General features: G+C 64.0%; 23 protein-coding genes and 2 pseudogenes. 11 read left to right on the top strand and 14 right to left on the bottom strand.

All coding sequences use genetic code 11. From position 1 onward, the window contains the following. Positions 1 to 22: 22 nt before the first annotated feature. From QSV36_RS06300 to QSV36_RS06285, 4 genes are all read right to left on the bottom strand, one after another. On the bottom strand, positions 23 to 364 hold the full coding sequence (locus QSV36_RS06300) for a HopJ type III effector protein (protein ID WP_289130863.1): 342 nt from the start codon (positions 362 to 364) through the stop codon (positions 23 to 25). After that, positions 357 to 653 (bottom strand): DUF1244 domain-containing protein, encoded by a 297-nt coding sequence (locus QSV36_RS06295; RefSeq protein ID WP_225779241.1) that lies wholly within the window; start codon positions 651 to 653, stop codon positions 357 to 359. Before QSV36_RS06295 ends, QSV36_RS06300 begins: the two co-directional genes overlap by 8 nt. Before the next feature lie 9 nt (positions 654 to 662). Continuing rightward, positions 663 to 1355 (bottom strand): dihydromonapterin reductase, encoded by a 693-nt coding sequence (gene folM / locus QSV36_RS06290; protein WP_289130862.1) that lies wholly within the window; start codon positions 1353 to 1355, stop codon positions 663 to 665. A gap of 76 nt (positions 1356 to 1431) precedes the next feature. Further along, the gene (locus QSV36_RS06285) at positions 1432 to 1992 is read right to left on the bottom strand and encodes a putative antibiotic biosynthesis monooxygenase (protein WP_289130861.1); all 561 of its coding nucleotides are present in this window, start codon (positions 1990 to 1992) and stop codon (positions 1432 to 1434) included. 214 nt (positions 1993 to 2206) lie between these two features. Here QSV36_RS06285 and QSV36_RS06280 point away from each other — a divergent pair, with 214 nt between their 5' ends. Next, positions 2207 to 3142 (top strand): MerR family transcriptional regulator, encoded by a 936-nt coding sequence (locus QSV36_RS06280; RefSeq protein WP_289130860.1) that lies wholly within the window; start codon positions 2207 to 2209, stop codon positions 3140 to 3142. Here QSV36_RS06280 and QSV36_RS06275 read toward each other — a convergent pair. Both QSV36_RS06275 and QSV36_RS06270 read right to left on the bottom strand, forming a co-directional pair. Continuing rightward, entirely contained in the window at positions 3127 to 3744 is a 618-nt protein-coding gene (locus tag QSV36_RS06275) for a hypothetical protein (protein WP_289130859.1), read from the bottom strand. The two genes, QSV36_RS06280 and QSV36_RS06275, sit on opposite strands and share 16 nt — an antisense overlap. 59 nt (positions 3745 to 3803) lie before the next feature. Next, the gene (locus QSV36_RS06270) at positions 3804 to 4232 is read right to left on the bottom strand and encodes a PAS domain S-box protein (RefSeq protein WP_225779237.1); all 429 of its coding nucleotides are present in this window, start codon (positions 4230 to 4232) and stop codon (positions 3804 to 3806) included. 115 nt (positions 4233 to 4347) lie between these two features. On the opposite strand from QSV36_RS06270, the gene QSV36_RS06265 reads away from it, so the two are divergent. Further along, the gene (locus QSV36_RS06265) at positions 4348 to 4803 is read left to right on the top strand and encodes a flavodoxin (protein WP_225779236.1); all 456 of its coding nucleotides are present in this window, start codon (positions 4348 to 4350) and stop codon (positions 4801 to 4803) included. A gap of 64 nt (positions 4804 to 4867) precedes the next feature. Here QSV36_RS06265 and QSV36_RS06260 read toward each other — a convergent pair whose 3' ends face one another. Next, positions 4868 to 5764 carry a LysR family transcriptional regulator gene (locus QSV36_RS06260; RefSeq protein WP_289130858.1) on the bottom strand — a complete coding sequence of 299 codons (897 nt, stop codon included), beginning with the start codon at positions 5762 to 5764 and terminating at the stop codon, positions 4868 to 4870. Between the two features lie 97 nt (positions 5765 to 5861). On the opposite strand from QSV36_RS06260, the gene QSV36_RS06255 reads away from it, so the two are divergent. From QSV36_RS06255 to QSV36_RS06240, 4 genes are all read left to right on the top strand, one after another. Further along, positions 5862 to 6248, top strand: a complete 387-nt coding sequence (locus QSV36_RS06255; protein WP_289130857.1) for a CidA/LrgA family protein — start codon at positions 5862 to 5864, stop codon at positions 6246 to 6248. Then, positions 6238 to 6924 (top strand): LrgB family protein, encoded by a 687-nt coding sequence (locus QSV36_RS06250; RefSeq protein ID WP_289130856.1) that lies wholly within the window; start codon positions 6238 to 6240, stop codon positions 6922 to 6924. The genes QSV36_RS06255 and QSV36_RS06250 overlap by 11 nt, the downstream gene beginning before the upstream one ends. A gap of 176 nt (positions 6925 to 7100) precedes the next feature. Further along, on the top strand, positions 7101 to 8006 hold the full coding sequence (locus tag QSV36_RS06245) for an alpha/beta fold hydrolase (protein ID WP_289130855.1): 906 nt from the start codon (positions 7101 to 7103) through the stop codon (positions 8004 to 8006). A gap of 120 nt (positions 8007 to 8126) precedes the next feature. Beyond that, positions 8127 to 9041: an SDR family oxidoreductase gene (locus QSV36_RS06240; protein ID WP_289130854.1), complete on the top strand. Its 915-nt coding sequence runs from the start codon at positions 8127 to 8129 to the stop codon at positions 9039 to 9041. Between the two features lie 220 nt (positions 9042 to 9261). Here QSV36_RS06240 and QSV36_RS06235 read toward each other — a convergent pair whose 3' ends face one another. Then, positions 9262 to 10059: an IclR family transcriptional regulator gene (locus tag QSV36_RS06235; protein WP_225779230.1), complete on the bottom strand. Its 798-nt coding sequence runs from the start codon at positions 10057 to 10059 to the stop codon at positions 9262 to 9264. 174 nt (positions 10060 to 10233) lie between these two features. Between QSV36_RS06235 and hmgA the strand changes: the two genes are divergently transcribed. From hmgA to maiA, 3 genes are read left to right on the top strand one after another with little or no spacing between them, the layout of a single operon-like run. After that, complete coding sequence (gene hmgA / locus QSV36_RS06230; protein ID WP_289130853.1) at positions 10234 to 11535, top strand: homogentisate 1,2-dioxygenase; 1302 nt, start codon at positions 10234 to 10236, stop codon at positions 11533 to 11535. Between the two features lie 3 nt (positions 11536 to 11538). After that, positions 11539 to 12831, top strand: a complete 1293-nt coding sequence (gene fahA, locus QSV36_RS06225; protein WP_289130852.1) for a fumarylacetoacetase — start codon at positions 11539 to 11541, stop codon at positions 12829 to 12831. 12 nt (positions 12832 to 12843) lie between these two features. After that, a complete protein-coding gene (gene maiA, locus QSV36_RS06220; RefSeq protein WP_289130851.1) occupies positions 12844 to 13476 on the top strand; it encodes a maleylacetoacetate isomerase in 633 nt (210 codons plus the stop codon). Here the strand turns inward: maiA and QSV36_RS06215 are convergent. Further along, positions 13470 to 14276 (bottom strand): SirB1 family protein, encoded by an 807-nt coding sequence (locus tag QSV36_RS06215; RefSeq protein ID WP_289130850.1) that lies wholly within the window; start codon positions 14274 to 14276, stop codon positions 13470 to 13472. The genes maiA and QSV36_RS06215 overlap by 7 nt on opposite strands. A gap of 124 nt (positions 14277 to 14400) precedes the next feature. Here QSV36_RS06215 and QSV36_RS06210 point away from each other — a divergent pair, with 124 nt between their 5' ends. Next, positions 14401 to 15420, top strand: coding sequence for a Leu/Phe/Val dehydrogenase (locus tag QSV36_RS06210; protein WP_289130849.1), 1020 nt, complete (start codon positions 14401 to 14403; stop codon positions 15418 to 15420). A gap of 30 nt (positions 15421 to 15450) precedes the next feature. Here the strand turns inward: QSV36_RS06210 and QSV36_RS06205 are convergent, their stop codons facing one another. The 3 genes and pseudogenes from QSV36_RS06205 to QSV36_RS26010 form a co-directional block, all read right to left on the bottom strand. Next, positions 15451 to 15714 carry a YebG family protein gene (locus tag QSV36_RS06205; protein WP_063913370.1) on the bottom strand — a complete coding sequence of 88 codons (264 nt, stop codon included), beginning with the start codon at positions 15712 to 15714 and terminating at the stop codon, positions 15451 to 15453. Between the two features lie 158 nt (positions 15715 to 15872). After that, positions 15873 to 16065, bottom strand: a pseudogene (locus QSV36_RS26015) (hypothetical protein); the annotation flags it as partial. A 178-nt stretch (positions 16066 to 16243) separates the two neighbouring features. Continuing rightward, a pseudogene (locus tag QSV36_RS26010) lies at positions 16244 to 16471 on the bottom strand (hypothetical protein); the annotation flags it as partial. A gap of 60 nt (positions 16472 to 16531) precedes the next feature. On the opposite strand from QSV36_RS26010, the gene QSV36_RS06200 reads away from it, so the two are divergent. Further along, positions 16532 to 17002: a phosphate-starvation-inducible protein PsiE gene (locus tag QSV36_RS06200; protein ID WP_225779224.1), complete on the top strand. Its 471-nt coding sequence runs from the start codon at positions 16532 to 16534 to the stop codon at positions 17000 to 17002. 3 nt (positions 17003 to 17005) lie between these two features. Here the strand turns inward: QSV36_RS06200 and QSV36_RS06195 are convergent, their stop codons facing one another. Continuing rightward, positions 17006 to 17296 (bottom strand): DUF3509 domain-containing protein, encoded by a 291-nt coding sequence (locus QSV36_RS06195; protein ID WP_289130848.1) that lies wholly within the window; start codon positions 17294 to 17296, stop codon positions 17006 to 17008. A gap of 123 nt (positions 17297 to 17419) precedes the next feature. After that, positions 17420 to 17767, bottom strand: a complete 348-nt coding sequence (locus QSV36_RS06190) for an HPF/RaiA family ribosome-associated protein (RefSeq protein WP_225779222.1) — start codon at positions 17765 to 17767, stop codon at positions 17420 to 17422. Between the last annotated feature and the right edge of the window lie 5 nt (positions 17768 to 17772).

Genomic DNA, 17772 nt, shown 5'->3' with positions numbered 1-17772 from the left:
CCGCAAAGCAGCCCCGGCAATCTCACGCCTTGCGCGAAAGTGGCTGCCCGGCAAACTTCACACCGGCCAGGCCATGCTTGATCAGCGCGCGGATGTTGCCATGGTCGCTGCCGTCTGGCGTGGCCAGCACATCTCGGTAGTGCTCGCCAAAGGCCAGCAGCGCTTCCTGGTCGCTCAGCCCTTCCAGCAGCGCCAGGCCCAGGGTCTTGCATGAGCCTTCGTTCTGCCCGGCCGCATTCGCCACGCCGCCGTTGTCGAAGGCCTGTGGCTGGTAGTTGTAGTGGTCGGCAACGAAGGCCAGGGTATCGGCAAAGACGTGTTTGCCGCTGGCGAGGCTGGTGCGCAGGGTGTCGAGGTCAGTCACGAGGTTTTCCTTTTTCGAACGCCGCTTGTTGCTCGGCGCTGGCTTCTTTCTGGTATTGGGCTTTCCATTCGGCGTAGGGCATGCCGTACACGGCTTCGCGGGCATCGTCCAGGCTTACGTCGAGCTGGCGCTCGTCAGCCGCCGCCTTGTACCACTTGGACAGGCAGTTGCGGCAGAAACCGGACAGGTTCATCAGGTCGATGTTCTGCACGTCGCTGCGCTTTTGCAGGTGTTCGACCAGGCGCCGGAACGCGGCGGCCTCCAGTTCGAGCTGTTGCTGTGGGGTCATGGGCTTCTCTCAGGTCATGCGATTCTTCAGGTGGCGGCCACCGTTGATGACCACCTGGCTGCCGGTGCTGTACTGGCTGGCGAGCAGGTACTTGACCGTCTCGATCAACGGGCCGGCGCCGGGTTCGAACTCCAGCAAGGCTTTCTTCAAGGTTTGCTGGCGATAGGCTTCGTCACCGCCTTCCTTGAGGATCAGCAGCCCGGGCAGGATACCGTTCACACGCACCTTGGGCGCATATTTTTCGGCGAACGACAGCACCATGTTCTGCAACGCGGCCTTGGTCGCGGCATAACCGATATGGCTCTTGCTGCCGCGCGAAGAGGTTTCGTCGCAAATATGAATGATGTCGGCCTTATCCACCTTCGCCAGCAGCTCGCCCAGCGCCAGGTTGAGGTGGTAGGGCGCTTCGACGTGCAGGCGGAACATGGTCTCGAGGTTGTCGAGACCATCGTCGAGCCACAGCGAGGCGTTATGGATGATCGCGCGCAGGCCGTCGTAATGGCCATGCAAGTAGTCGATCAGGGCCTGGCGGTCGGCCGCCTGGCACAGGTCGGCCTGGAACTGCACGATGTTCGGGTGGGCCGCCTGTGGCTGGGCGCTGCGGCTGGCACTGACCACCGTATGGCCGGCCTGGGCCAGTTCAAGGGCCAGGGCCAGCCCGACGCGCTGGCTGGCTCCGGTAACGAGAATTGGGCTGTTCATGTTCGGGGCGGTCAACTGTCTGTCCTTGGGTTGCCGCCCAGCATACCCGAACTGTTCAGCGCGTGTACCGCTGGCCTCAGCGGCTGCGCAGGGCCCCCGTGGTGGGCGGCGACGCGTGCAGCCAGCCGGCCAGCAGGCGGGTGGACAGCGGGATGAACAGGTAGACCATCATGGGGGTCAGGGCCAGGGTGCTGAGCAGTACCCGAGGCAACAGTTCCAGCGCGGCCAGCCAGTGGCCGAACATCATGTTGAACACCAGTGAAACCGGGAAAAACGCCAACCAGATGGCCACGGCCTGCTTCCAGCGCGGTGGTTTCTGCCCCCTGTTGGTGCCGAACCAGTCATCAATGCCGCTTACGCGCGCCTCTCTGGGGCGCTCGAACAGGCCATTGCCGCGTTGCAACCAGGCCCGGCGCGAAGCGGAGTGCTCCCAGGCATGCAAGGTGGGTTCGTCGCCGAAGCGGAAGATGATCTGGAAATCATCGCCATCGTGGGGTGGGGCGAGGATGCCCGAGCCGAGGTAGCCGGGGAAATCGGTGGCCAGCTGCTCGCCTTCATGCAGCCAGGCCAGCAGGTCCTGGTAGCGGCCATGGGCGGCGCGGCGCGATACCATCAGGGTGACGGGTGGGGTAGACATCGTGTATCTCCTGGCAACAGGGCTGGCGGGTAGCTGGCCCTTCTGGCTGAGCCGCCCGGGGTGGTGGGCGACGCAGGCTTGCATGCAAGAATCGGGCGCGGATTATCGCGTATCGGCATGCTTCGGCCAATGTCATCCGGCAAACGGTCGATCCCTGTACCCGTTGCGGTCGTAGTAGACTATTGCTCGAACTTCCACAGGGTACCCCGTGCATATGAACGAACAGGGACGTAAGGCAGTGATCGACGCCGGCCTGATGCAGCAGGACCTGTTTCCGATCCGTGAAGTTTCCCGCCTGACCGGCGTCAATGCCGTGACCTTGCGCGCCTGGGAGCGCCGCTATGGTCTGATCCAGCCAACCCGCACCGACAGTGGTCACCGCCTGTACTCGCAGGCCGATATCGATGACGTACGGCGCATCCTCGGCTGGCTGGAGCGCGGTGTGGCGGTGAGCAAGGTCGGCAGCATACTTGCGCGCGACCATGCCCTGGCCGGGCAGGCAGGCGGGGCGACTGATGCCTGGGCACGCTGGCAGCAGCAGATTCGCCAGGCGTTGCAACGTTTTGATGCGGCAAGCCTGGATCGCCTGTTCGACGAGGTGTTTGCGGCTAGCGCCCTGGACCAGGTTTTCAGCGAAGTGTTCATGCCGGTGTGGCATGACCTTGCCGTCGGGCAGGGCGGCTATGGGCAGGCCAGCGAGTGGCTGTTCCTGGACCAGTTCCTGCGTGGCCGGGTGTTCGCCCGCTTGCGGCTTGCCCATGCGCCGCGCAGGCGCACGGTGGTGTTGGCGCCACTTCCGGGGCAGTGCCATGAGCTGGAACTGCTGGTTACCAGCCTGGCTCTGGGCTGCGACGAAGTGGGCGTGACCCTGCTGGCGAACGGGCAGCCGCTGGCGGAGCTGGCGCTGGTTTGCGAGCGTATGAAACCGGATGCCCTGGTGCTGTTCTCCCACCAGTCCCCCACCGTCGAACTCAGCCGGCGCCTGGCACGCCTGGTGGCCGGGCTGGAATGCCCGTTGCTACTGGCCGGTGAGGCGGCGGAACTGGCACAGGACAGCCTGGCTGGCAGCCCGATTGCCTGCCTGGGCGCACAAGGTAGTGTGATGCGCCAACGCTTGCGGCAGTTTCTGGCCGGTCAGCTCGATACCTGAGTGTGCAGTTCGGGGTGGGCCCGACGATGGGCCTGAAGAATGTAGTCGCGCAGGCGTTCGGTTTCTTCGGCCGCGCTTTGGCTGAGGTCGTAGGCGGCCAAGTCCGGGCCGATGCGCCGGCTCAACACGCCATGCAGTTCGATGGGACTGATGCCGCCAGGCGCGAAGCGCAGCTCGAAGCGGGCTGGCGCCGCCGGCAGGCCACGGACTTCAACCAGCGTTCCCTTGAACGAAATATCACGAACCCACAGGCCGCTGACCTGCCCATCGGCATCGAGCAACGCGCTCGGCTGCTCCATCGACAGGCGCCAGGGGCGCAGCATGGGGCCGTCTTCGTAGATTTCCGGCGAGCCCAGTTGCAGGTGCAGAGCGTGGAATTCGTCTTCCACCAGTTGCAGCGGGAAGCTGATCTGCTGGTTGTTGAACTGGGCCTGCAAGGTAACTTGCTCGTTGGCCACCAGACGGGTAAGCAAGCTCTGGATGCGGCGGTCGCCATTGACCAGCAGGCTCGACATGGGGTCGGCCAGGTTCAATTGCGGCGAATGCTGCATGTTCTGTATGAAGTCCAGTTCGTCCTGGGTAAGGAGCGCTTCTGCTTGCATGATCGAACTCAAGGGTGGCGTTTTCTTCAACGGGATTGACCGTGGCCGGCGTACTTGGTTCAGGTGCGTTCGTCGGGTTTCGGACGAGCGTGTAGCTCCGCCAGCTCGCGTTCCAGTTCGACCTGACGGCTCACGTCCTTCTGGATACCGATGAAGTAGGTGCGTTGTTCGGCATCGTGCCTCACCGGGGTGATCGACAGCTCGTTCCAGAAGGCGCTGCCATCCTTGCGGTAGTTGCGCAGCACTTCGCGGCACGGGCGGCCTTCGGCCAGCGCCTTGCGAATGCGGGCGCGGCCAAGCTGGTCACGGTCGTCGGCCTGCAGGAAGCGACAATCCTGATAGAGGATCTCGTCACGGCTATAACCGGTCAGGCGTTCGAAGGCGGCATTCACATAGATCAGGATGGTGTCGTCGCCTTCCTGTTCGGCGACCACGATCCCGTCGTTGGATGCGTCGACCATGGATTGCAGCAATTGGGCGTTGATCATTTTCGGGCCATTGGCGAAGAAGGGCTGAAGATGGCGACTTTGGTAGAGGCGGCCTTTTGCCAGCGCTGGGTGGTAGTATCCTACGATTTCACTCAGTTTCGGAATCCTCTACTTGATGAAAGTCGCCATTATTTCCGGATCGGTCTACGGCACCGCCGAAGAAGTCGCCCGTCACGCTGAAACGCTGCTCAAGGCAGCGGGCCTGGAGGCCTGGCATGCGGCACGCGCCACCTTGCAGGACCTTGAAGGTTTTGCGCCCGATGCCCTGCTGGCTGTCACCTCGACCACCGGTATGGGCGAGCTGCCGGACAGTCTCATGCCGCTGTACAGCAGCATCCGCGATGCACTGCCGGCAGCCTGGCGTGGTCTGCCAGGTGCGGTGATCGGGCTGGGCGATTCCAGCTATGGCGATACCTACTGCGGTGGCGGTGAGCAACTGCGCGAGCTGTTTGCCGAACTGGGCGTGCGCGAAGTGCAGCCGATGCTGCGCCTGGATGCCAGCGAGACGGTAACCCCGGAAGCGGATGCCGAGCCTTGGCTGGCGGAGCTGGCTGCTGCACTGAAAGCCTGACGGGCTGTGTCGCCGGTTCCGGTCTTTTCGCAGGTAAACCTGCGAAGAGGCCAGCGAGGGCAACTCATGCCCTGTCGTCGGGCACTGATCGTTCGCTCACCAGCGCCAACCACGCCTGCGCGGCTCGTGACAGGTACGCCCCGCGCCGCCAGATGAAGGCGATGTCCCAACGCAAGTCCTCCGGCGCGCGCAGCGGCAAACGCACTACCCCGGGGCGTTCCAGTGCGCTTGCCACCACACGGGGCAGCAACACCACGCCCTGGCCCGCCGCCACCAGCGCCGCGAGAAAGTCGGCCTGGCCACTGCGCCCGCCTTCCTTCGGGGTAAAGCCTTGCTGCTGGCATGCCTTCAGTAACCGGTCATTGAGCACGAAGCTGCGCTGGTAAAGCAGAAACGGGGTATCGGCCAACTGCTGCAGGTCCACCCCGTCCTGGCCCGCCAGCCCGTGGCTGGCCGGTAGCAGGGCATCCAGCGGCTCGTTGCAGAACGGTTGATAGTCGAAGGCTTCGTCAGTGGGTGTCAGGCTGCCGCCCAGTTCCAGTTCGCCACTTCTGACCGCCTGTTCGACGCTGCGGCTGCCGCCTTCGAGCAATTGCACGGTAATGTTCGGGTGACGCCGCCGGTACTCGGCGAACAACCCGGCGAACAGCGCGTCGCTGCCCAGCATCGGCAAGCCCAGGCGCAACTCGCCGCGGCCCATCTGGCTGAGGTCGTCCAGTTCACTCAGCAGCGCCTGACGCTGGCGCAGCAAGGCTTCGCCACGCTCCAGCACGATGCGCCCGGCCGCGGTCAGGTGCAGCTGTGAAGCCTGGCGTTCCAGGAGCGGCTGGCCCACATCTTGCTCCAGTTGAGCGACCTGTTTGCTCACGGCCGACTGGCTGATGTGCAGGGTTTGCGCCGCCTGGGTGAAGCCACCGCGGTGAACCACTTCGATAAAGCTGCGCAGTAGTTTGAATTCCATGATCGCAATTCCATTCTGGAATGGAGTTCAGTCTAACAATTCGCTTCTGGCCTAGGCAGCCGAATCCTAAAATGAGGGCCTGTTCGAGGAACCCCCCATGAAACCCGCGTTACTGAAAAAAGCCCTGCGCCTGCTGACCGAGCTGGCGACCCTCTGTGCCCTGTTCCTGCTTGGCGGCCAGCTTGCTTCCTGGCTGGGCTGGCCGATTCCGGGGGGGGTGATGGGCCTGGCCATGCTGCTGTTGCTGTTCGCTGCAGGGGTGCTCAAGCCGGCCATGCTGCAACTGGGTGCGGGCTGGCTGATGGCCGAAATGCTGCTGTTCTTCATTCCGGCGTTGATGAGCCTGCTCGATTATGGCGCCCTGATCCGTGACGAAGGCTGGCGCATCTTGTTGGTGATTGCCGTGAGCACCCTGATGGTGATGGTGGTCACCGCATTGACCGTTGAACTGGTGTGCCGCTGGAGGTTGCGCCATGAGCCTTGAACCCATGCCGCTGTTCTGGCTCGCCCTGACGCTGCTGGCTTATCTGGGCAGCCGCTGGTTGTACCGGCGCAGTGGGCGCTACCTGTTGTCGCCGCTGATCCTGGTACCGGTCTTGTTGCTGGCGGTGGCGGTGCCGCTGCACACCGCCTATGCCGAGTATGCCCGCAATACCCACTGGCTGATGAACGTGCTCGGCCCGGTGACCGTGGCATTCGCGGTGCCGATCTGGCAGCAGCGGGCCATGCTCGCACGCCACTGGCCGGCGCTGATGGTGGGCATGCTGGCCGGCAGCAGTGCCTCGATTGCCAGCTCCTGGGGCCTGGCTCACCTGCTCGCACTGGACAGTGCGACCAGCCTGTCGCTGGTGCCACGTTCGATCACTACGCCCTTTGCCATGCCGCTGGCGCATGACCTGGGTGGGGTACCGGAGCTGACCGCAGTATTCGTGATGTTCACCGGCGTACTCGGGGCCATGTTCGGCGGCGTGCTGCTGCGCTGGCTACCGTTGCGTACGCCGCTGGCGCGGGGTGCGCTGTTCGGCGTCGGCGCCCATGGCGCGGGGGTCAGCCGGGCACAGGAGGTGGGCCGCGAGGAAGGCTCGGTGGCGGGCCTGGTGATGGTCCTGACCGGGCTGCTGAACCTGTTCGCGGCACCGCTGCTGACCATGCTGCTCTGACCGTTCATGCCACTGACTCGCTCAGTCATCAAGCTGGCTGGCAACGCAAGTTCAAGGCCTTGGGCTGCTGGCTAGACTCAGCCTCGACTCAGAGAGCACATGCAAGTGCCGAGGTGACATGCAATGAGCGCAGCCTTGCCCTGTTCAGCCAACACCACTTCACCGGGACCCCGATGATGCCTATGGCCGAAATTCCATTGTGCGTCTGGCGGACCCGGGGGCAGAGTTTCACCTTCCGGGGCCAGAGCATCCGCTACTGGATTGCAGGGCAAGGCGAGCCCCTGCTGCTGTTGCACGGTTTTCCCACTGCCAGCTGGGATTGGCACTATCTGTGGGGGCCTTTGGCCCAGCGCTTCCGGGTGATCGCCTGTGACATGCTCGGCTTTGGCGATTCCGCGAAACCGGTCGATCATGCCTACAGCCTGATGGAGCAGGCCGACCTGCAGCAGGCCTTGCTCGCCGAGCTGCAAGTCGGGCAGCCGGTGCACCTGCTGGCCCACGACTACGGTGGCAGCGTGGCCCAGGAACTGCTGGCGCGGCATCACGAACAGCGCGCCAGTATCGGCAGCTGCGTGTTCCTCAACAGCGGGTTGTTTGCGGAAAGTTGCCGCCTGCTGCTGATCCAGAAACTGCTGCTCAGCCGTGTGGGCTGGCTGGTAGGGCGCTCGTTCGGGCGCGACGATCTGGTGCGCAACGTGACCCAGGTGTACGGGCCTTGCACCCATCCCAGTGAAAGCGCACTGGATGACCTCTGGAGCCTGATCTCCGCCAGCAACGGCACCCGCGTGTTGCACAAGCTGGTTGGCTACATGCCGGAGCGCAGGCTGCACCGCGACCGCTGGGTTGGTGCCATGCAGCGTGAAGGCGTGCCACTGCGCCTGATCAACGGCATGGTCGACCCGCTGTGCGGGGCGCACATGGTCGAGCGCTACCGGCAACTGGTGCCGGCGCCGGACACGGTACAACTGCAAGGTATCGGCCACTATCCGCATACCGAAGCGCCGGTTCAGGTCTTACGCCATTACCTGGCCTTTCGCGATCGGCCGCTGAGCTATCTGCCACAGAAGATGGCGTGGTCCTGACCAGGCGTTCCGACCATCGCATTGTGTTATTGCCAGGCATTCAGCCAGCAGGCGCTTGATTGTCCATTCGCCCTCGACGGCAGACACTCGGCTGACCTGAACCTGCCTGGAGCCTTGAACATGAGCGAGCCTGTCCGTCTGCAAGATCGCGTGGTGATCGTCACCGGAGCCGGCGGCGGCCTGGGCCGTGCCCATGCGTTGCTGTTCGCTGCGCGTGGCGCCCGGGTGGTGGTCAATGACCTCGGTGGCTCCACCCATGGTGAGGGTGCCAGCGCCTCGGCCGCTGACCGGGTTGTCGAGGAGATCCGCGCCGCTGGCGGCAACGCCATCGCCAGCCATGATTCGGTCAGCCAGGGCGCGCGCATCGTCGAACAGGCCCTGGACAGCTTCGGCCGGATCGATGTGCTGGTGAACAACGCTGGCATCCTGCGTGACAAGACCTTCCACAAGATGGAGGACAGCGACTGGGAGCAGGTCTACCAGGTACATGTCGAAGGGGCCTACAAGGTTACCCGCGCCGCCTGGCCGCACCTGCGCGCGCAGAACTGGGGGCGGGTGATCTTCACCGCCTCCACGTCGGGCATCTACGGTAACTTTGGCCAGGCCAACTACGGCATGGCCAAGCTGGGCCTGTACGGCTTGACCCGTACCCTGGCGATCGAGGGGCGCAAGCATGGCATCCTGGTCAACGCCATCGCCCCGACCGGCGGCACCCGCATGACCGAAGGGCTGATCCCGCCCCAGGTGTTCGAGCGGCTCAAGCCCGAACTGGTCAGCCCGCTGGTGGTGTACCTGGGCAGCGAGCAGTGCCAGGGCAGCGGGGAGCTGTTCGAAGTGGGCGGCGGCTGGGTCGGCAAGGTGCGTTGGGAGCGTAGCCTGGGCGTGGGTTTCGATCCGCGTGAAGGCTTTACCCCGGAGCAGGTGGCGGAGAACTGGGCGCGCATCGGCGAGTTCGAAGGGGCTGTGCACCCGCAGGACAGCTTGCAGGCCTTGCAGCAGATGATGGCGAACCTGCAGCAATACCCGTTGGGCTGAAACTTTTGCCGGCACAGGCGAAGAATATTTCCAGCGCAGATAAAAAAGGCCGCTGCAAGCCGCAGCGGCCAATCGAGACGTCAGATCAAGGAGCTTCAAAATCTACGTCGGTGAACCTCGCAGGCCTGAAAGGCGGGGGGGAGAGCCCTTCATGCCGGCCAGTGAGCTAAGAATAAGCGCTTGATCCTGTAGGAAAAATAGCGGCTTATGACATTCACCTTTACGCCTCGGGCAATAGTGCCGCAGGTGTATGACCCATCCGCCAGCTGGTTTCCCGTGCTGCCGCCAGCAGCCGTTGCGCCGCAGGGCCATGCTCGTCGGCATGGAAGATCGAGGTTGGCCCGACCACGGTCATCACCGCAGCGATCTGCCCCATGGCATTGAACACCGGGGCCGACAGCGCATCCACGCCGGGCATCAGCAGCCCGTGTACATGGTGCAGTCCACGTTCGCGAATGCCGGCCAGTACTGCCTGGTAATCGGCGGCACTGTGCTGCATGGCGGCCAGTTCGCGGTCGCGCAACTCCACGGTTTCGCGTTCGGGCAGGTAGGCGGCGAACACCAGGCCGGTGGATGAGCTGAGCAGCGGCAACACCGAACCGATCTGGGTGACCACGGTGACTGCGCGTACTGCCGGCTCGATGCTGACCACCGTCGCGCCCTGGTTACCCCATACGGCAATGAAACAGCTCTCGTTCAGTTCATCGCGCAACTGCGACAACGGCAGCGCGGCGATTTTCAGCACATCGATGCTGCCCAGCGCCGCCAACCCTACCCGCAGGGCCTCGCGCCCCAGGCCGTAATGGTTGGTGGCGGCGTCCTGTTCGGCAAAGCCGCTGGCGATCAATGCCTGCAAGTAACGGTGCACCTTGCTCGCCGGCATCTGCACATGCTCTGCCAGGCGCGACAGCGAGGTGGAGGGGGAAAGCTCCGCAAGGGCCTTGAGGATGTCGGTGCCGACCTCTGCCGAGCGGACTTTCTGCTTGCCGTTGTCGGCGGGGGAGCTGGCTTTGGTCATGGACATCTGCTTCCGGAGTTTTCGCGTCGCGCCTTTATAGCTTGACGCATTGCCCGGAGCAAATTACGTTATTCGTAATTTGATTACGATAAAAACAACGCAGACACGCTGCCAACCCGATCGGGACCGGTAGCCAGCTGCCAGCAACGGCTCGGCCAGAGCCCGGAGGCATCGATGAATCGCGATACGTCACCCGACCTTCACTACCTCAGCGGCTTTGGCAACGAGTTTGCCAGCGAAGCCCTGCCGGGTGCCCTGCCGGTCGGGCAGAACTCGCCGCAAAAGGCTCCTTACGGGCTGTATGCCGAGCTGCTCTCGGGCACGGCGTTCACCATGGCCCGCAGCGAGCTGCGCCGTACCTGGCTGTACCGTATTCGCCCATCCGCGCTGCACCCACGTTTCGAGCGCCTGGCGCGCCAGCCGCTGACCGCCCCGCAGGGTGCCATTACCCCCAACCGGCTGCGCTGGAACCCCCAGCCGATCCCCAGCGAACCGACCGACTTCATCGAAGGCTGGCTACCCATGGTGGCCAACTCGGCATCTGACAAACCGGCCGGCGTCAGCATCTACATCTACCGCGCCAACTGCTCGATGGAACGGGTGTTCTTCAACGCCGACGGTGAGCTGCTGCTGGTGCCGGAACAGGGCCGCCTGCGCATCGCCACCGAACTGGGGGTCATGCAGGTAGAACCGCTGGAAATCGCGGTGATCCCGCGTGGCATGAAGTTCCGCGTCGAGCTGCTCGACGGCCAGGCGCGTGGCTACATTGCCGAAAACCACGGCGCACCGCTGCGTATCCCGGACCTGGGCCCGATCGGCAGCAATGGCCTGGCCAACCCGCGCGACTTCCTCACCCCGGTGGCGCATTACGAAGAGGCCGCAGGGCCGGTGCAGCTGGTGCAGAAGTTCCTTGGCGAACACTGGGCCTGCGAACTGCAGCACTCGCCGCTGGACGTGGTCGCCTGGCACGGCAGCAACGTGCCGTACAAGTACGACCTGCGGCGCTTCAACACCATCGGCACGGTCAGCTTCGACCACCCTGACCCGTCGATCTTCACGGTACTGACCTCGCCGACCAGCGTGCATGGCATGGCCAACATGGACTTCGTGATCTTCCCGCCACGCTGGATGGTGGCCGAGAACACCTTCCGTCCGCCATGGTTCCACCGCAACCTGATGAACGAGTTCATGGGCCTGATCAACGGTGCCTACGACGCCAAGGCCGAAGGTTTCCTGCCCGGCGGTGCTTCGCTGCACGGGGTGATGAGCGCCCACGGCCCCGATGCCGAAACCTGCGAAAAGGCCATTGCCGCTGACTTGGCGCCGCACAAGATCGACCACACCATGGCCTTCATGTTCGAGACCAGCCAGGTGCTGCGCCCGAGCGTGCAGGCCCTCGAATGCCCGCAATTGCAGGCCGACTACGATAGTTGCTGGGCCACCTTGCCGAGCACCTTCAACCCGAACCGGAGATAACCCATGAACCAGACCGCCATTGCCCGTAGCTGGGTGGAGCACGCCAACGGGCACAGCGACTTCCCGCTGCAGAACCTGCCGTTGGGCATTTTCAGCCGGCCCGGGGAAGCCAGGCGCTGTGGCGTGGCTATCGGCGATGCGATCCTCGATCTCGAGGCAGTGCTGGCTGCCGGCCTATTCGACGGCGCCGCCAAGGCCGCTGTGGAAGCCACCCGCGGTGGCGCTCTGAACGCATTCTTTGCGCTCGGTCGCGGCGCCCGCGTGGCCTTGCGCGAACGCCTGCTGGTGCTGCTGGGCGAGCATAGCGAGCACCAGGCGGCGTTGCAGCCAGCGTTGTATCCAGCCAGCGCCTGTCAACTACATGTCCCGGCGCAGATCGGTGACTACACCGACTTCTATGTAGGCATCGAACACGCCAAGAACGTCGGCAAGCTGTTCCGCCCCGACAACCCGCTGCTGCCCAACTACAAGTATGTGCCGATCGGTTATCACGGCCGCGCCTCGACCATTCGCCCGTCCGGCACCGACGTGCGCCGCCCCAAGGGCCAGACCTTGCCGGCCGGGCACAGCGAACCAAGCTTCGGCCCCTGTGCGCGCCTGGACTACGAGCTGGAACTGGGCATCTGGATCGGCCAGGGCAATGACATGGGCCAGGCGATCCCGATCGGCGATGCCGCCGAGCACGTGGCCGGCCTGTGCTTGCTCAACGACTGGTCGGCGCGGGATATCCAGGCCTGGGAATACCAGCCGCTGGGCCCGTTCCTGTCGAAAAGTTTCGTTACCAGCATTTCACCGTGGGTAGTCACTGCCGAAGCGCTGGAGCCGTTCCGTTGCGCCCAGCCAGCACGCCCGCAAGGCGACCCGCAGCCATTGTCTTACCTGCTGGACAAGCGCGACCAGGCCGCCGGTGCGTTCGATATCGAACTCGAGGTGCTGCTGCTGACCGAGCGTATGCGCGAGCAGGGCATGGCCCCGCACCGCCTGACCCTGAGCAACACCCGCAGCATGTACTGGACCGTGGCGCAACTGGTGGCCCACCACAGTGTCAATGGCTGCCAGTTGCAGCCGGGCGACCTGTTCGGTTCGGGCACGCTGTCGGGCGCCACGCCAGGTTCGTTCGGCAGCCTGCTGGAGATTACCGAAGGCGGCAAGCACCCGGTGGAGCTGGCCAGTGGCGAGGTGCGCAAGTTCCTCGAGGACGGCGACGAGATCATCCTGCGTGGCCGTTGCGTGCGAGATGGCGTGGCCAGCATCGGCTTCGGCGAATGCCGCGGCACGGTCATCGCGGCCAACTGAGGAGGCAGGGGCATGGAGCTGTACACCTATTACCGTTCCACCTCGTCCTATCGGGTGCGCATTGCCCTGGCGTTGAAGGGGCTGGCCTACCAGTCCCTGCCGGTCAACCTGTTGCAGGGTGAGCAACGCGGTGCTGGCTACGTCGCCATCAACCCGCAGGGCCGCGTGCCGGCGTTGCGCACTGACGACCGTGAGCTGCTGGTGCAGTCTCCGGCGATCATCGAGTACCTGGAAGAGGTTTATCCACAGCCTGCGCTGCTGCCTGCCACGCCGGAGGCGCGCGCCAAGGTGCGCGGCGTGGCAGCGATCATCGGCTGCGACATCCACCCGTTGCACAATGTCAGTGTGCTCAACCGGCTGCGCCAGGCCGGGCATGACGAGACCCAGGTCAACCAGTGGATTGGCCACTGGATCAGCCAGGGGCTGGCGGCGGTGGAGCAACTGATCGGCGATCACGGCTTCTGTTTTGGCGATGAGCCAGGCCTGGCGGATGTCTACCTCATTCCGCAGTTGTATGCAGCCGAACGGTTCAACATCAACCTCGACGGCTTCCCGCGCATCCTGCGGGTTGCCGCCCTGGCCGCCGGGCACCCGGCGTTCGCCAAGGCACACCCCGCCCAGCAGCCGGACTGCCCGGCTCAGTGAATGGAACGGTTCGCCGCCGGAAGCTTGCCGATACGCTCGCACAGCTTCAGGCGCTGGACCGGGTCTTCCGTCAGCAGCAACGCATGCTCCAGGTCGAAGCGCTCGGCCTGTGGGCAATCCAGATGCTGGTAGAGCGAGGCGCGGGTCACATAGTCGCTGACTTGCGCCGGCCCCAGTTGCATGACCCGTTCAGCATCGATCAGTGCCGCCAGGTGGTTGTCATTGCTGATGTGCAACTGGCGTAGGTTGCGTGACAGGCGTTGCAATATCTGCGCGGGGCTGGCACTGCGCATATGCTCGGCAGTCAGTGCTACCTGCGGGCCAAACTGACGTGCCAGCAGTTCGCGACAATCGTTGGGGTACAGGCGTCGGCCGCCGCAGGGGTCGAGGAGGTGGTCGGCTCCCGGCACGCGCAGCAGGAAATGGCCGGGAAAGCCCACCCCCTCCAGGGGTATGGACAGGCGCCGGGCCAACTCCAGGGCGAGGATGGCCAGGGCCAGCGGTTGGCCACGGCGACGCTGCAGCACCTTGTCCATCATCGCGGCATGCGGGCGCAGGGGATGGTACTCATCCTGCTGGAAGCCCAGGGCATTGAGCTGGCGCAGCAGTGGCTGGGCCAGCTCGCACAGCGGCAGCATCGGCAGGCTGGCACTGATCTCGCGCTGCAGGTCATGCAGCGTGGCCAGGCTGGCCGCCGGCTCGATGCTGCGGTCATGCTCGGCGGCAATCCACAATGCGGCTTCCAGCAGGGCGACGGGCTCGCGTTCCAGGCAGGCCAGGCAGGCTTGACGTGGCTTCATGGGGCTTCTCCACACACGCTTGAGTATTAGCCGCGGCGCGCGGTTTCGTCCAGTGGTCCGGCGGCGGCGTCGGCCCAAGGGCCAAGCCTATACTGGAATGAGCACCTCTCAGGGGAGCCCGTCGATGTTTGCTCTGATGCAAAGCACCCGTACCCAGTCGCTGCACCTGTTCACCGACCCGCCCACCGGCCTCAAGGCTGTGGTGGCGATCCACAGTGAACAGTTGGGGCCGGCCATGGGCGGTTGCCGCTACCTGCCGTATGCCGACGACGAAAGCGCCATGACCGACGCCATTCGCCTGGCCCAGGGCATGAGCTACAAGGCTGCGCTGGCCGGCTTGCCACTGGGCGGCGGCAAGGCAGTGATCATGCGCAACCCGCATGTGGAAAACCGGGCCGCGCTGTTCGAGGCCTTTGGCCGCTTCGTCGATACCTTGCAGGGGCGCTTCATCATTGCCGTGGACAGCGGCACCTCTACCCTGGACATGGACTGCATTGCCCAGAGTACCCCGCATGTGACCAGCACCACGGCGTGCGGCGATCCTTCACCGCACGCGGCGATGGGGGTTTTCGCCGGCATACGTGCAACCACTTCGTTCCGGCTTGGCAGTGATGACCTGCAGGGGCTGCGGGTCGCGGTGCAAGGGCTGGGCAATGTCGGTTATGCGCTGGCCGAGCAACTGCATGCGGCGGGGGCGGACTTGCTGGTGAGCGACCTCGACCCCGGGCGGGTGCGGCTGGCAGTGGAACAGTTCGATGCCAAGCCGGTCACCAACGACGCGTTGCTCAGCACCCCTTGCGATATTTTCGCGCCCTGTGGCGTGGGGCCGGTGCTGAACGGGCAGAGTGTGATGCAGTTACGTTGCGCGGCGGTGGCGGGGGCAGCGAACAACCAGTTGACTACCTTGCAGGTGGCCGACCAGCTGGAATCGCGCGGGATTCTGTATGCGCCGGACTACGTGATCAATGCCGGTGGACTGATCTACGTGGCGCTTACCCACCGTGGCGTGGACCTGGGCACCATCACCGCGCACCTGGCGCGGATACCTTCGCGGCTGACCGAAGTGTTCGGCCATGCACAGGCGGAGAAACGCTCGCCGGCGCGGGTGGCGCAGATGCTGGCGGAGCGGCTGCTCTACGGCTGACGCCCGCTCCTGCAAAGACCAACGCAGCTATTACTCGGCTGCTGGCGCCTCGAGCAACTCGGCCAACGCATCCGGCTGGCTCTTGAACGCACGGGCGAACACATCGCGGTTCCTGGCCATGTAGATGCCGGCTTCCTCGACCTGCTGCTCGGTCAGCGAGGGCACGGCCTTGTGCAGCACTTCGGCCAGGCGCTCGGCCAGTTCGAGCATCTTGTCGTGACGGTCTGCTTCGGCCTTATCCATGAACAAGCGCTCCGGGTCGCGGCTGCTGCGGTACACCACTTCGACGGCCATTCATCACCTCTGTGCCTTTTTGCTGATTTATACTGTATCCATATACAGTAATAGCAATGTTGGTTGCTTCGCAAGCAGAAATTGTAGCGTGGCTTGAATCGAGCGCCGCGCGGGCGACGCTTGATATCACAAGCGCTGAACAAGTCGAGCCATCACTGCTTCATGCCCATTAGCCCGGTGATAGTCAGCTCGCGGACATAGCCGATCAGTTCCGAGGACTGCCCGCGGGCGTCCTTGCAAGGGATGCCGGGCTCGATGTGGAGCAGTGGGTGGGTGGGTGGGTGGGTGGGTGGGTGGGTGGGTGGGTGCCGTTCTCGCCTTGTAGAAGGTGGTCTTGCCGAGGGTGAACTGGTGTCGTCGGTAGTCGTTTTGTTGTTTTTCCTGGAGATTCTTGAGTGCCTGAACGGGCCTCATCGCGGGGTAAACCCGCTCCTACAGATACTGTGCAGGTCTTGAGACTGTGGTGATCAGGTGGGAGCGGGTTCACCCGCGACAGGGCCAGCCCTGGCGACACATCAATCAAGCTCAAGTGCAAAGTCCGTGGCTCTTCAGGCATCTGCTCCTAACCGGTGCCGTCTCCAGCTCATGCATCGAGGTCATCATCAGGATCCGGTGACTTGGGCTGCAGAAGCATTGCCTGATGCACGACGGTCGCAGCGCACAGCGCATAGTCCGTGGGTTTTGAAACGTGTCGCCTCAACGTGCCTTGCGGCAATCGGTCGCCTTCCAAGGCAAGGGCCTGGCCCTTTAACTGCATGGCACAAGCGTCACACCGGTGGCGCATCATCCTTCAAGACGTATCGGGGAATGGAACATCGTGAACATCAAATGGGCAGAAAAGCTGCGCAAGGGCCTGCACGGCTCGGCCGACTCGCTGGGCAACCTGTGCGTCGAGGCATTCCATTACCTGGCGCTGTTCGGCATTGGCGCGATTACCGCCTATGCAGCGGTGATGACCTTCCTGGACATGCTCGGCAAGGGCGGGGTCAGCGTCGATGACATTCTGCTGCTGTTCATCTACCTGGAGCTGGGGGCGATGGTCGGTATCTACTTCAAGACCAACCACATGCCGATCCGCTTCCTGCTGTACGTGGCCATCACTGCACTGACCCGCCTGCTGATCGGCGATGTCTCGCACCACAAGGCGCCGGACGCAGGGCTGCTGTACCTGTGTGGTGGCATCCTGTTGCTGGCGTTCTCGATCCTGGTGGTGCGCTACGCCTCGTACCGCTACCCCTCGACCAAGGTGCTGGATGCCAATGGCAAGGAAGTGGAGGAGGGCAAGTAGCCCTCAGTTGGCCATGAAATGGCGTGGCTCGCGCTGAGCGTCGCGGGTCAGCGCGGCCAGCACCTGCAAGGGGTTCTGCTTGTGTTCGATGGCCAGGCCCAGGCGGATGCTGTCGATCACCCGTTGCAGGCGCACCGGGTCGTTGCGCTGGGCCTGGGTGATGAGGCGCTTGGCGACTACGCCGCTGTCGTCGGACAGGGTCAGCATGATGCTGCCGTCAAGGTTGGCGATGCTCAGGTTGACCCGGTATTCGTGGGCGAATGCAGCACTGATTCGTTCGAATGGGTTGTTCATGGTCGTGCTTCTGCAATGAATGACTGCAGGGGTTGACCGACGTCTTCGGCAGTTGGTTCAGCGCCATTGATCGACACCAACGAAAACGCCCGGCACGAGGCCGGGCGTTGCTTGCATTGCCGATCAGGCGTCCGGGTCATTCAGTTCCAGGGCGCCGCGCTTGCTGCGCAGCTTGCCGTAGAAGTGTTCCAGCGCGTGGTTCAGCTTGGTGGCGGCACCATCGACTGCCTGGTCCAGCGAAGTGGCAGTATGGGTCACCGAGATCGGTTGATGGCCTTTGGGGCGAGCCTCCATCTGGCAGCGTTTGTCATGCGGTCCGGGCTTGGCGCCGTTCTCGTCGCGCAGGTGGACCTCGATGCGGGTGAGGTCGTCTTCGTAACGTTCCAGCGAGCTCTGCAGGGTGCTGCGGACCCACTGGTCGAGCCGGGCGTTGCCTTCGAAATGGTTGCTGCTGTTGACCTGGATTTGCATGATTC

This window comes from Pseudomonas sp. BCRC 81390, from assembly GCF_030341915.1.
In the GTDB taxonomy this organism is placed as follows: Bacteria; Pseudomonadota; Gammaproteobacteria; order Pseudomonadales; family Pseudomonadaceae; genus Aquipseudomonas.
Note: the sequence above shows the minus strand (reverse complement) of the source record. Positions and strands in the feature narration are given on the sequence as shown.

Coding starts and splice junctions, on each gene's coding strand:
- QSV36_RS06245 (WP_289130855.1), top strand. CDS start 7,101: ATGCCTATGGCCGAAATTCCATTGTGCGTCTGGCGGACCCGGGGGCAG.
- hmgA (WP_289130853.1), top strand. CDS start 10,234: ATGAATCGCGATACGTCACCCGACCTTCACTACCTCAGCGGCTTTGGC.
- QSV36_RS06265 (WP_225779236.1), top strand. CDS start 4,348: ATGAAAGTCGCCATTATTTCCGGATCGGTCTACGGCACCGCCGAAGAA.
- QSV36_RS06295 (WP_225779241.1), bottom strand. CDS start 653: ATGACCCCACAGCAACAGCTCGAACTGGAGGCCGCCGCGTTCCGGCGC.
- QSV36_RS06235 (WP_225779230.1), bottom strand. CDS start 10,059: ATGACCAAAGCCAGCTCCCCCGCCGACAACGGCAAGCAGAAAGTCCGC.
- QSV36_RS06205 (WP_063913370.1), bottom strand. CDS start 15,714: ATGGCCGTCGAAGTGGTGTACCGCAGCAGCCGCGACCCGGAGCGCTTG.
- fahA (WP_289130852.1), top strand. CDS start 11,539: ATGAACCAGACCGCCATTGCCCGTAGCTGGGTGGAGCACGCCAACGGG.
- QSV36_RS06285 (WP_289130861.1), bottom strand. CDS start 1,992: ATGTCTACCCCACCCGTCACCCTGATGGTATCGCGCCGCGCCGCCCAT.
- QSV36_RS06280 (WP_289130860.1), top strand. CDS start 2,207: ATGAACGAACAGGGACGTAAGGCAGTGATCGACGCCGGCCTGATGCAG.
- QSV36_RS06260 (WP_289130858.1), bottom strand. CDS start 5,764: ATGGAATTCAAACTACTGCGCAGCTTTATCGAAGTGGTTCACCGCGGT.
- QSV36_RS06210 (WP_289130849.1), top strand. CDS start 14,401: ATGTTTGCTCTGATGCAAAGCACCCGTACCCAGTCGCTGCACCTGTTC.
- maiA (WP_289130851.1), top strand. CDS start 12,844: ATGGAGCTGTACACCTATTACCGTTCCACCTCGTCCTATCGGGTGCGC.
- QSV36_RS06215 (WP_289130850.1), bottom strand. CDS start 14,276: ATGAAGCCACGTCAAGCCTGCCTGGCCTGCCTGGAACGCGAGCCCGTC.
- folM (WP_289130862.1), bottom strand. CDS start 1,355: ATGAACAGCCCAATTCTCGTTACCGGAGCCAGCCAGCGCGTCGGGCTG.
- QSV36_RS06275 (WP_289130859.1), bottom strand. CDS start 3,744: ATGCAAGCAGAAGCGCTCCTTACCCAGGACGAACTGGACTTCATACAG.
- QSV36_RS06195 (WP_289130848.1), bottom strand. CDS start 17,296: ATGAACAACCCATTCGAACGAATCAGTGCTGCATTCGCCCACGAATAC.
- QSV36_RS06250 (WP_289130856.1), top strand. CDS start 6,238: ATGAGCCTTGAACCCATGCCGCTGTTCTGGCTCGCCCTGACGCTGCTG.
- QSV36_RS06190 (WP_225779222.1), bottom strand. CDS start 17,767: ATGCAAATCCAGGTCAACAGCAGCAACCATTTCGAAGGCAACGCCCGG.
- QSV36_RS06240 (WP_289130854.1), top strand. CDS start 8,127: ATGAGCGAGCCTGTCCGTCTGCAAGATCGCGTGGTGATCGTCACCGGA.
- QSV36_RS06270 (WP_225779237.1), bottom strand. CDS start 4,232: ATGATCAACGCCCAATTGCTGCAATCCATGGTCGACGCATCCAACGAC.
- QSV36_RS06255 (WP_289130857.1), top strand. CDS start 5,862: ATGAAACCCGCGTTACTGAAAAAAGCCCTGCGCCTGCTGACCGAGCTG.